Here is an 11,746-nt window from a genome sequence, read left to right on the forward strand (position 1 = left end):
GCCGGGCCCACCGGCGTCAGTTGAACTCGAAGGGGCCGATGTCGATGGCCGCGCCCTGGACACGGGGCGCTCCGTCGACGTCCTGGGTGAAGTCCGGGCTGTGGGGCGTGCTGCCCTCGTCGACGACGTCCGCCTGCTGCGCGAGGGCGCGGAACCGGGTGAAGTCGTCGGGGTTGATCGCGGGGACGTCCGCGTCCGGGTTGCCCTCGAACTCCTCCCAGTCGTCGGCTATCGACGGATCGAGCAGTTCACGGTTGTCCGTGTCGTCCGTCAGCGCGTCTCTGCTGCCGCTGGCGTACGTGGAACCGCCGGCCGTCACGAGGACGTTGTTGCGCATCCGGACATCCGTCGTCTCGAGATCGTCAACCGTGCTGTGGAACGTCAGGACGTGGCCGTCCACGCCACCGCACAGGATGTTGTTCTCGATGACGGCACCGGTGACGCTGCCGAGTTCGATGGTCTGGCTGCCGAAGGATTCACACACGTTGCCGCGATAGGTGTAGCCGCGGACGTCGGCGGTCGGGCGGTGTTCGTTCTGCATGATCAGGCACTGGCCGGAGACGCGTACGCAGTAGTTGTTCTCCACCGTGACGTCGTAGGATTCGACCGTCCTGCTGCTGTTCTGGTAGTTCTGAATGCAGTCGGCGTGCGGCTCGCCCTCGCCCTTGCTGGCGTTCAGGTCGTGAATGTAGTTGTTGCGGATGGTGTGGCCCGTGCCCCAGACGCGCATGCCGTCGACGTCGTCGTTTCCGTCCTCGGACCACAGGTCGTAGATGTTGTTCCATTCGACGGTGATCTCGGAGCCGCCCCAGAGGTAGACGCCGAAGTTGCTGGTCTGCGTCACCGTGTTGCGGGAGATCAGCACGTCGCTGGCGCAGTCGTCGTAGTCGCAGGCGATGCCGTAGTGAATCTGCTTGCCCTTGACGAGGTTCCTGATGATCGTGTGCCCGGTACCGGCGAACTTGATCCCCGTCGACGGGTCGTCCAGCGCGTCGCCGACCACCGTGAAGCCGTCGACGGTCGCGTCGCTGCCGCTGATGACGATGTTCCGCACCGTGACGACGCCGTTGGCGCGAACCGTGATCGGCTCGTCGACGGTCAACTCCGTGTCGGAGTAGTCGCCGGGCTTGACGCAGACGACGTCCCCGGCCGAGGCCCCGTCGATGGCCGCCTGCGGGTCGGAGTCGCTGCTGATCGTGCAGTCGTCGGTCCTGGGGTTGCCGCTGCCGTCCGTGCCGTACGGAAGATCGTCGCCGGGGTCGCCCGGGTCGCCGCCGTCGCCGTCGGGGCTGCCCCAGATCTCGACCTCGGTGAGGCTGTTCCAGTCGCCCTCGCCGTCACCGGTGTAGCCGTGGCCGAGGTAGCGGACCTTCGAGGTCTGGACGGGCTCGAACTCGAACGCCTCCAGCTGTGTCGTCGTGCCGCTGCTCTCGCCGTCGTAGGCGGTGGCCCAGCCGGATCCGTTCCAGTACTGGAGCTCGAAGACGTTCTGACGGGTGGTGCCCTCGTACACGCCGAGCCTGATCTCGCTGACCGTCATGGTCGAGCCGAGGTCGAACTGCAGCCAGGCGCCGTCGCCCTCGCCCGACCACCGGGTGCCGAGGTCGCCGTCCACGGCGTTGGCCGGCGTGTTCTCGTCGCTGGTGCTGGCGGTGACCGCGCCGGCGGCGGGCGTGATCTGCTCGCCGGCGGCCTGCGCGGTCGTCGTCGGCACGACCAGCGCCCCCACCCCCATGGCGAGGACGGCGACCGCCAACGGCAGCCGTAAACGGGTACGCCTCACGGGATTTTCCTCCTCGGAGAGTGCTCCTCCGCAGCCCCCGGCCGCCGAGCGTCGCCGGAGACGTGCGGCGTTGACGGAGCGGACCGTATGCGGGCGGCTTCGGGAGGAGTGCCGAGAAGCAGGGGGACGCCCCCTCGGCGGTCGCCGGACGGCCCGGCCGCCCGGCGACCGCCGGTGGGTCAGTGAGAGTCGCGGGGGACGTGGTAGCCGCGGCTGCCCCGGAGGAAGTCGAAGTCGGCGCCCCGGTCGGCCTGCTGGACATGCTGGGTGTAGAGCCAGGCGTAGCCGCCGGTGTGCCGCGGCGCCGGCGGCTTCCACGCCGTCCGTCGGCGTTCGAGTTCGGCGTCGTCCACCTCAAGGCGCAGGGTGCGGTTCGGCACGTCGAGAACGATCGGGTCCCCGTCGCGCACCAGGGCGAGGGGTCCGCCGACGGCGGCCTCGGGTGTGACGTGCAGGACCACGGTGCCGTAGCCGGTGCCGCTCATCCGGCCGTCGCAGATGCGCACCATGTCGGTGACGCCCGCCTTCAGGAGCTTGGTGGGCAGCGGGACGTTGGACACCTCGGGCATGCCGGGGTAGCCCTTGGGGCCGGCGTTGCGGATGACGATCACGGTGTTCTCGTCCACGTCGAGATCCGGGTCGTCGGCGACCTCGTGGTACGCCTCGGGCGAGTCGAAGACGCGGGCGGGGCCGCGGTGGGTGAGCAGGTGCGGTGACGCGGCGGACTGCTTGATCACCGCGCCGTCGGGGCACAGGTTGCCGCGGAGGACGGCGGTGCCGGTGCCGGGCGGCTGGAACGGGGCGTCGAGGCTGGTGATGACGTCGGAGCCGAAGCGCTCGGCGTCGGCGACGTTCTCGGCGATGCCACGGCCGGTGACGGTGACCTGCGCGCCGTGCAGCATTCCGCCGCGGTCGAGTTCGCGCACGACGGCTGGCAGCCCGCCCGCGTAGCAGAAGTCCTCCATCAGGTACTTTCCGCTGGGCATCAGGTTGACCAGGGTCGGCACCGGGCGGGCCAGGGCGTCGAAGTCCTCGGTGGTCAGGTCGACGCCGACGCGCCCGGCGATGGCGGTGAGGTGGATGATGGCGTTGGTCGAGCCGCCGATGGCCGCGTTGACGCGGATGGCGTTCTCGAACGCCTCCCGGGTGAGGATGCGGGAGGGGCGCAGCTCCTCCTCCACCATGGCGACGATGCGCTGCCCGGCCGCCTGGGCCGTCTCCATCCGGCGGGAGTCGACGGCGGGCCAGGTCGCGGAGCCCGGGAGCTGCATGCCGAGGGCCTCGGCCATGCACGCCATCGTCGAGGCGGTCCCCATGGTCATGCAGTGGCCGTTGGAGCGGGCCATGCAGCCCTCGGCGAAGAAGCACTCCTCCTGCGTCATCCGCCCGGTCTTCAGGTCCTCCTCGAACTTCCACACGTGGGTCCCGGAGCCGACGTCCTCCCCGCGGTACTTCCCGTTCAGCATGGGGCCGCCGGTGACCATGAGGGCAGGCAGGTCGACGCTGGCGGCGCCCATGAGCATGGCGGGCGTCGTCTTGTCGCAGCCGGAGAGCAGCACGACCCCGTCCAGCGGGTTGGCCCGGATGAGCTCCTCGACCTCCATGGCCATGAGGTTGCGGTAGAGCATGGCCGTGGGGCGCATCAGCGTCTCGCCGGTGGCCATGGTGGGGAACTGGAGCGGAAAGCCGCCGGCCTGCCACACGCCGCGCTTGACCGCTTCGGCGACGCGGGTCAGGTGGGCGTTGCACGGGGCGAGCTCGGAGGCGCTGGTCGCGATGCCGATGACCGGGCGCCCGTCGAACACCTCGTGGCCGAAGCCCTGGTTGCGCATCCAGGACCGGTAGATCATCCCGCCGCGGCCCTCGGCGCCGAACCATGCCTGGCTTCGGCGGGCTGTCGGTTTCCCGTCCGTCATGAAAAGTGTCTCCTGTCGCGGGTCGGTCGCTGGTCGGTCGTTGGTTGGTCGTTGGTTGGTCGGTGGTCGTCGGCTGGCCGGCCGGTGCTCGGCAGGTGCTCAGCCGAAATGGTCGATGATCTGCTGGCGTATGGTCAGCACCGACAGGACGCCGAAGAGGCCGACCGCCCATACCAGGACGGCCGCCCGGTAGCCGCGCACCTTCAGCGGCGCGGGCAGCGCCTTGCGGTTCATGAAGAGCAGCAGACCGGAGTAGACGAACATCATCAGTCCGGCCACGCAGGCGGACACGATCAGCAGGACCAGCGGCTGGTCGAGCCCGACCGCCAGGATGACGACGCCGATGGCGACCAGCCCCCACACGAGCCAGAAGTACAGACGGCTCTCGGGAACGCGCGAGCCGCGCAGGTACGTCGACTTCAGGACGTCGGCGGCGAGTCTGCTGGTGTAGTCGACGATGCCGGTGGCCGCGCTGAAGAGGGAGAACGCCCCGATCAGCCAGAACAGCACGCCGAACCAGTCGCCCACCTGGGCCTTCAGCGCCTCGCCCTCCGTCTCCACGAAGCTCACGTCGTTCGACAGGCCGGGAACGCCGAAGACCGTGGAGTGGGCCAGCAGCGAGGCGAGCACGATGGTGACGACCGTGGTGAGGCCGAAGGTCACGGCCTGCTCGATGTTCGCGAAGCGCCACCAGCGCCGCCACCGCGCGAGGTTCTCCCCTTCGGGGACGAAGACGTATCCGGTGGGCGCCACGGAGGCGGGCTCCTCCTTGCCCGTCACCGGGCTGACCAGCCGGGGCACGTAGCGGCCCATGCCGAAGCCCTTGTCGCGGATCCAGTTGCTCTGGCACAGGTTCTGCCCGCCGCCGGCTCCGGCGTAGGCGAGCGCCCCCATCAGCACGGCGACGCCGAGCTCGCTGGGGAACTGGCCGGCGTGGGTGGCTGCCTCCGGCAGGTCTCCCCAGCTCGACGCCTTGATGGCGAGGATCACCGCCAGCACGAAGAAGCCGCCGATCAGCGCGACCTTGACGAACAGCAGCCGCTCCAGCGCCGTGTACACGACGGGTGCCAGCGTGAGGATGGCGCCGATGAGCAGCAGCATGCACACGGCGATGACGGTGGGGTCGCCGCCGAAGACGTAGGACAGCATGGTGGCGGAGCTGGTGGTCCAGCCGGGCCACAGGTTGGCCGCGTACGTGAGCCCGACGAGCACCGCGCCCCAGTGCCGCCAGTAGCGGTTGAAGCCGGTGATGGCCGTCTCTCCGGTGGCGAGCGTGTAGCGCTCGATCTCCATGTTGAGGAACCACTGGGTGATGACGCCGACGACGGCGCCCCACAGGAACACGAGCCCGGCCTGGGAGGCGATGTACGGCCACAGGATGAACTCACCGGAGGACAGGCCCACGCCGGCCGCGACGATGCCGGGACCGATGATCCGCCAGGTCTTGCGGGGCGGGGCGGGCAGCGTCCGTACTTCGGGCAGCGGCAGGTGGCGGCTGTTCAGCGGGAAGGGGGCGGTGGCGTCGGTTTCGCGGGGCGCGACGACTCCGTCGTCCGGGTGAGTCATGGGCAACAGCCTCCTTAGGCCGTTTGGCTGCTCTGTCGCGTAACCTAGGACGAATCATTAAATGATTAGATGATTCTCGTCCAGGGGTGGGACATGATCGCGTTGCGTTACCGGACCATGCATCAGCGGGTGGTGGACGAGCTCGGCCAGCGCATCGTGCGCGGCGCGTGGCAGCCAGGGCAGCCACTGCCGGTCGAGGACGCGCTCGCCACCGAGATCGGCGTCAGCCGCGGCGCGCTGCGGGAGGCGGTCAAGGCCCTCGCGGCCAAGGGGATGCTGCAGGTGCGCCCGCGCACGGGCACGCGGGTGCTGCCGGCGGAGCAGTGGAACCACCTGGACCGCGACGTGCTGCGCTGGCAACAGGCCGGAGACCCGGCGGCGTTGCTGCGCGACACCGGCGAGCTGCGCCGGATCGTCGAGCCCGCGGCGGCCCGGCTGGCGGCCGTCCGGGCCCGCCCCGAGGACGTACGCGCCCTGTACGCCGCCCTGGCGGACATGGAGGCCGCGGCGGTGCGGCCCGGGCGCAGCGGCTACGTCGAGGCGGACATCGCGTTCCACCGTGTCCTGGTGGACGCGAGCGGCAACCGCCTCCTCGGCTCCCTGGGCCGCGCCATCGACATCGCGCTGGAGCACAGCTTCGGCGTGAGCACGCAGACCCCCGGGGCGGCCAAGGGCTCGCTGCCCGCCCACCGCGCCGTCGTGGAAGCCGTCGAAGGCGGCGATCCGGCGGCGGCGTCGGCGGCCATGCTGGGAATCATTGACGCCGCGGAGCGGGAGATCGCCGACTCCCCCGGGACGTCGTAGACATCCACCCCGGACGTCGAAGGTCCGACGTCCGGTCGCCTCCTCGCGCTTCTCAGTTCCTCGCGCTCCTCAGATCCTCGGAATCTGGGGATTCGGCTGACGGCGGTCGCCTGCTGTTGCCACACTGAGTACATGTCTGACGACGTGGAGCAGTCGGTAGAGGCGGCGTTCGATCACCTCACCATCAGGGTCGAGCGCCCCGACGACCCGATGGGGCAGGTCACGGAGGCGGACGCGCTCGCGGCCCTCGCGCGCTACCCGGAGATCGTGGTGCGCGGGCCGCTGTTCGGCGCGGCCGAGCAACGCCCGGAGGACGGGTCGGCATGGCGGGTGCTCGACACGCTGGACAGCGGCTTCCCGCAGGACGCACGCGACTTTCTCAACTCCCACCTGTGGCTGAAGGCCAAGGACGAGGCCGACGGGCCTTGCGAGCGCCGCGAGCTGCTGGCGGCCGTGGCCCGGCTGGAGACGGAGCGCATCGACGAGCTGACGGTGCTCGGCACGCGCTACCGCGTCGTGCGGGCCGACGAGTTCGCCCGGATCGGGGACGACGGCCTGGAGCCGCCGCGCCCCACCGACCCGGATCGCGAGGGCTGGGACCGGACCAAGCGGCCGCCCTCGCCCACCGAGGGCTTCCTGGTCGACCACGCCGCCGCGGTCCCAGCCACGCAGGCGGCCGAACGCCTGGCGCTGCTGCCGGTGTTCTACACCTCCGACCGTTTCCCCAAGCAGGTGCTCGCCGACTCCGCGCGCGCGGTGACCACGCACCCCGGAGTGGTGCTGCTCCCCCCGACGTTCCGCGTGCTGGAACGGAAGGAGCACTCCTGGTCGCTGATCTCCGGCCTGCACCCCACCCCGCAGGACGCGCGGCGCTCGCTGGTGTTCTACCTGCGCGAGTATCTGCCCATGCTGACGGAGATGCCGGAGGCGGCGAAGACGGAGTACGCGCGGGCAGCGGAGGAGTTCATGGGCCGCAACCGGCCCAACGAGCTGCGCGTGCGGGGGCGGCGCTTCCACATCACCCGCGTGGAGCGGATGATGCGGATCGGCCATGACGGCCCGGAGGGGCCGCGTCCCTCGGACGAGGATCACCAGGAGCCGACGAAGATCCGTCCCACCATGGACGAGCAGGGCAACATCACCTACGACGAGTAGGGCGCTCGGCGGGAGGGGCATCCGCCTTCCACCTGGCCGGATTCCGGCAGGTCCTCGCGACCCTCCGGCCGCCGGCCGACGGCATCGCCGCCACCGCCGCCCGTCCCTTCTACGACGCCCTGACGCCGACCCCCACGGCGTCGTACGCGGCGACGGCGCTGCACCTGTGGCTCCGCTGATCCACAGCGGGCCCGCCGTGATCGGTAGCTACTGTCACACGAGCGCGGCGACGGCCCCAGCGGGTGTAGCAGTCGGGGAACCCAGGGGTGTGGTGCGGCGTGTGTCGCTGGGCGACATATACCCCCCGGGGTATGTTCCAAGGCCTGTTTCGACGACCATGCGGGGGAGCTCGGCCCCTGTCTGGTTTGCCGGTGCCGTCCGGGTGTTACGCGTGTGGGCGCCCTTGGGTGGTTCGGTGGCCGACCGGCCGCCGCCTCGGGCTCGAACGAAAGGGAGGCGGTACTGATGACTGCTCCGGTGAAGGAGATGCTCCAGACCTATCCGGCCGATCTGGGGCGGATCGATCGCGAGGCACTGACCCGGTGCATCCAGGAGACCCTGGCCTGCGCGCAGGCGTGTACGGCCTGCGCGGATGCCTGCCTGTCCGAGGAGCGGGTCGGGGAGCTGCGCAAGTGCATCCGCACGAACGCGGACTGCGCGGACATCTGCCAGACCACCGCCTGGGTACTCTCCCGCCACACCGGCTATGACGCGAACATCACCCGGGCCCAGCTGGAGGCCTGCGCGACCGCATGCAAGGCATGCGCGGAGGAGTGCGAGCGGCATGCCGGGATGCACGAGCACTGCCACGTGTGCGCCGAGGCGTGCCGTCGCTGCGAGCAGGCCTGCCGCACCCTGCTCGGCAAGCTGGGCTGAGGAGGGCTGAGGAGGGCTGAAGAGGGCGGAGGAGGCCCGCGGACGCGGCCGCCGCGCTCGTCGTCCCGGTGGGGCGTTCTGCTGCCGGCCGGGCCCGGTGGCCCCGGCCGGCAGCGGAGTGCCGGCACGCGCACCGCCCCGCGAGGCTGTACGCCGCGCTCCCCGAGCTGACGAGCGCGGCGGCGCCGCGCAGCCGGGGGCGCGGAGCGAGGGCGTCGTACGAGTCGATGAAGGGGGCGGCGGAGAAATCGTTCGCCGCGGTGGGCGGGCGCTGCTAGCTTGCGGCGGTGGATCTCTTCTCACTCTCGTGGACGGCGTTGCGCACGGCGGTCGCCGAGCTCCCGGACGACGACTTCGCACGGCCGTCGGGCTGTACCGGCTGGCTCGTACGGGACCTGGTGTGCCACCTGATCGTCGACGCACAGGACGTCCTGATCACCCTCGTGACCCCCGCCGAAACGGAACCGACCCGCGACGCGGTGACGTACTGGGAGGTCTCCCAGACGCCCCCGACCGGCGATGACCCGCTCGACGCGCTGACCGTCCGGCTGGCCGCCGCGTACGAGGAGCCGTGGCTGCTCAAGTTCCACCTCGACGACGTCGGCTCCGCCGCCGGCCGTGCCGCCGAACTCGCCGACCCGGCCCTGTGGGTCAGCACCCGCGACGTGGTCCTCACCGCGGGCGACTACCTCGGCGCGTACGTCCTGGAGTGGACGCTGCACCACCTCGACCTGATCGCGCACCTCCCGGACGCGGCGCGGCCGCCCGCGGCGGGCCTCGCCCGTTCCCGCGAGATGCTGGAGAAGATCGCCGGGGCCGCGTTCCCCGCGTCGTTCTCCGACCGGGACGCGCTGCTGGTCGGCACCGGACGGCGCGCCCCGACCGACGCGGAGAAGGCGGAACTGGACGAGCTGGGCGGGCTGGCCGCGAAACTCCCGCTCGTCCTCGGTTGATCGTCCGGCCGGAGCTGCTGGCCGACACCAACGCGCACGGCTTCCCCGACGACCTCGCCGAGCGGTCAACGAGGCCCAGGCGGAGCGGAAGGAGCAGCAGGAGCAGTCAGGAGCAGCAGGAGTAACGGGCAGCCCGCGCCTCATCCGCTCCGGCGGGCCGTCCAGATCTCCTCGCTCGGCCACCGGTGGGCCCAGTCGGCGGAGATCTCGGCGTAGTCCCGCTGGGTCGGCTTGGGCGCCTGGATCTCGATGAGGTCCTCGACGACGAAGCCGCTGGCGCGCAGCACGCGCAGCATCTCGCCGTGCGGCAGGACGAACTCCACGCGGTCGCCCCAGGGCAGCCGGGTCAGGCCGAACTGCTCGCGGACGAGGGTGGTCGACGCCCGCCCCTCGCTCGTCAGGCTCAGCGCGAACAGCGGCGAGTAGCGCATGAACACCAGCCGTCCGCCGGGCCGCAGCAGGCGGGCGGCCTCCGGGATCCAGCGGTGGGGGTCGCACCACAGCGAGGCGCCGTACTCGCTGATCGCCAGGTCGAAGGTGCCGTCCTCGTAGGGGACGGACTCGGCCGAGCCGAGGACGAGGGGGAAGTCGAGGCCGAACTCCTCCTGCATCGCGCGGGCGGTGGCGAGCTGCTTCTCCGACAGGTCGATGCCCACCGGGTGGGCGCCCGCCCGCGCCAGCCAGGCGGAGACGTACGCCGTGCCGCAGCCCAGCTCGATCGCGCGCGTCCCGGCCAGCTCGGCGGGCAGCACGCGGACCCGGGACTCCGGAGTGGCCCACAGGCCCCAGCACACCTCGGTCCGCGACCAGTGATCGCGAGCCAGCGGCCCGTGCCAGGCGGCCGCCTGATCGTCCCAGTACCGCCGGTTCAGCTCCACATGGTCGGCACCGCCGTCACGAGCATCCATGGTCGGCATTCGAGCGGAGAACCGGGCGCCGCGGCAACGCATTTTCCGCCTCGCCCGCCACAAGCGGCATCGCCGCCGCGTGGCGGTCAGAGCGGTCAGGGCATGAGCTGCTTGCCGCCGAAGGTCATGTCGAGGGGCGGACGGCTACCGGCTACCCGCGTCGCAGGGTCTCGACAGCTCGCCCCGGCCGCCAGAGCCGGATGACCAGCTCGTCGCCCTCCACGGCGGTGAGCACGGCCTCACGGAGGTCGAGCCGGAACGCGTGGAAGTCGCCCGGCGGCTCGGAGCCGGTGGCGTACGCGCGCCTCTCCCCGGGATCCGTCACCTCGACCGCGACCCCGGCGACCTTGGCATCACCGCGCTCGTGCGGGTGTGCGTGGAGCGCGCACCGGCCGTCTCTGCGGAGGTCCATGGCCTTGACCGCGTTCAGCATCGAGCCGAACGACAGGTCGGGCCCCATGAAGTCGACCTCGGTCCCGCTCACCCGGGGCGAGCCGTCCTTGCGCAGCGTCGCCAGGATGTGGGTCTTTCCCGCCTCGAACCGAGCCTTCACCGCGGACGCGAGCTCACCGGCCTCGCTCTCGAACTGCTGCCAGGTCGCCATCCCGGCAGTCTTGCACCCGGCACCGGCAAGGGCCGCCCGCGCTCCGGGGGATGTGTCGTGTCATGCACGACAGGACCGGTACGAACCATGTTCCGGACACGGGCTAGGCTCAGCCCACTCGTCCCGTTCTCAGGAGCTCTCAGGAGTTGCATTGAACCCCGGTATCACCCGGCGCCGGCTCGGAGCCACGCTGCTCGGCTCTGCCTCGCTCGCCGTCGCGGCGCCCGCCCTGGCGTCGCCTGTCGCCCAGGCCGCCACCGCCACCGCCCCCACCACGACCAGGGCCACGCCCACCGTCTCGGCGCAGGGCGCCTACCTCTACGACGTCACCGCCAAGGACAGGCTGTGGGTGAAGGACGGCGCCACACCCCGCCAGATGGCCAGCACCACCAAGGTCATGACGGCCGTCGTCGTGCTCAGCCAGAGCAATCTCGACCTCGACCGGCTGGTCACGATGAAGCAGGCGTACCGCAACTACGTCGCCGAGCAGGGCGCCAGCACCGCCGACCTGAGGAAGGGCGACAGGCTGACCGTCCGCGCGCTCCTCTACGCGATGATGCTGCCCTCGGGCTGCGACGCCGCGATGGCGCTGGCCGACACCTTCGGCAGCGGTGACTCCATCAGGGCCCGCACCACCTCGTTCATCCGGAAGATGAACGCCATGGCCGAGAACCTGGGCCTGGCCAACACCCACTACGACTCCTTCGACGGCATCTCCCGCAACGGCGAGAACCACACCACCCCGCGCGACGCCGCGATGCTGGCCGCCAAGGCGCTGTCGTTCAAGGCGCTGCGCGTGATCGTGAAGAGCCAGAGCACCGTCAAGAGGGCCACCAACGGCCGCACCTACACCTGGTACAACACCAACCAGCTGCTGGGCTCCTACGACGGCGCCATCGGCATCAAGACCGGCACCGGCTCCGTCGCGGGCCCGTGCCTGGTCTTCGCCGCCAGGCGCGACGGCCGGACGGTCGCGGGCGTCGTGCTGAACAGCTCCAGCGCCGACCAGCGCTACAACGACGCGGCCGAGATGCTGGACTACGCCTTCGGCACGTCTTCCGCCAGGACGATGAGCCTGCGCTCGCTCCCGCAGGGCGCGCAGACCGACTAGGCCTGTCCGGGCGATCCCGCCGGATCGACCGGCCCGCGGCGGGGCCCCGCCAAGATCCGAACGAGACGGC

Annotated in this window: 10 protein-coding genes; 5 read left to right on the forward strand and 5 right to left on the reverse strand. The window is 71.0% G+C overall.

The genetic code is table 11. From position 1 onward, the window contains the following. Positions 1 to 16: 16 nt before the first annotated feature. The 3 genes from ACTWQH_RS22100 to ACTWQH_RS22110 all read right to left on the reverse strand — a co-directional run bounded on the left by ACTWQH_RS22100 (position 17) and on the right by ACTWQH_RS22110 (position 5,265). Entirely contained in the window at positions 17 to 1,783 is a 1,767-nt protein-coding gene (locus tag ACTWQH_RS22100) for a discoidin domain-containing protein (RefSeq protein WP_443288415.1), read from the reverse strand. Between the two features lie 179 nt (positions 1,784 to 1,962). Further along, on the reverse strand, positions 1,963 to 3,699 hold the full coding sequence (locus ACTWQH_RS22105) for an IlvD/Edd family dehydratase (RefSeq protein ID WP_443288416.1): 1,737 nt from the start codon (positions 3,697 to 3,699) through the stop codon (positions 1,963 to 1,965). A 99-nt stretch (positions 3,700 to 3,798) separates the two neighbouring features. Then, on the reverse strand, positions 3,799 to 5,265 hold the full coding sequence (locus ACTWQH_RS22110; protein WP_443288418.1) for an Nramp family divalent metal transporter: 1,467 nt from the start codon (positions 5,263 to 5,265) through the stop codon (positions 3,799 to 3,801). Between the two features lie 69 nt (positions 5,266 to 5,334). Here ACTWQH_RS22110 and ACTWQH_RS22115 point away from each other — a divergent pair, with 69 nt between their 5' ends. The 4 genes from ACTWQH_RS22115 (at position 5,335) to ACTWQH_RS22130 (ending at position 9,053) form a co-directional block, all read left to right on the forward strand. Beyond that, on the forward strand, positions 5,335 to 6,069 hold the full coding sequence (locus ACTWQH_RS22115) for a FadR/GntR family transcriptional regulator (protein ID WP_443288419.1): 735 nt from the start codon (positions 5,335 to 5,337) through the stop codon (positions 6,067 to 6,069). Between the two features lie 132 nt (positions 6,070 to 6,201). Beyond that, complete coding sequence (locus ACTWQH_RS22120; protein ID WP_443288420.1) at positions 6,202 to 7,224, forward strand: DUF5954 family protein; 1,023 nt, start codon at positions 6,202 to 6,204, stop codon at positions 7,222 to 7,224. A 465-nt stretch (positions 7,225 to 7,689) separates the two neighbouring features. Next, positions 7,690 to 8,100 (forward strand): four-helix bundle copper-binding protein, encoded by a 411-nt coding sequence (locus tag ACTWQH_RS22125; RefSeq protein WP_443288421.1) that lies wholly within the window; start codon positions 7,690 to 7,692, stop codon positions 8,098 to 8,100. Positions 8,101 to 8,387: 287 nt separating this feature from the next. Further along, the gene (locus ACTWQH_RS22130; RefSeq protein ID WP_443288422.1) at positions 8,388 to 9,053 is read left to right on the forward strand and encodes a maleylpyruvate isomerase N-terminal domain-containing protein; all 666 of its coding nucleotides are present in this window, start codon (positions 8,388 to 8,390) and stop codon (positions 9,051 to 9,053) included. 140 nt (positions 9,054 to 9,193) lie between these two features. Here ACTWQH_RS22130 and ACTWQH_RS22135 read toward each other — a convergent pair whose 3' ends face one another. Then, complete coding sequence (locus ACTWQH_RS22135) at positions 9,194 to 9,961, reverse strand: class I SAM-dependent methyltransferase (protein WP_443288423.1); 768 nt, start codon at positions 9,959 to 9,961, stop codon at positions 9,194 to 9,196. A 151-nt stretch (positions 9,962 to 10,112) separates the two neighbouring features. Next, positions 10,113 to 10,565, reverse strand: a complete 453-nt coding sequence (locus ACTWQH_RS22140; protein ID WP_443288424.1) for a pyridoxamine 5'-phosphate oxidase family protein — start codon at positions 10,563 to 10,565, stop codon at positions 10,113 to 10,115. Between the two features lie 151 nt (positions 10,566 to 10,716). Between ACTWQH_RS22140 and ACTWQH_RS22145 the strand changes: the two genes are divergently transcribed. Then, positions 10,717 to 11,676: a D-alanyl-D-alanine carboxypeptidase family protein gene (locus ACTWQH_RS22145; RefSeq protein ID WP_443288425.1), complete on the forward strand. Its 960-nt coding sequence runs from the start codon at positions 10,717 to 10,719 to the stop codon at positions 11,674 to 11,676. The last annotated feature ends 70 nt before the right edge of the window (positions 11,677 to 11,746 follow it).

The organism is Streptomyces sp. 6N223 (assembly GCF_052246635.1).
Lineage (GTDB): Bacteria > Actinomycetota > Actinomycetes > Streptomycetales > Streptomycetaceae > Streptomyces.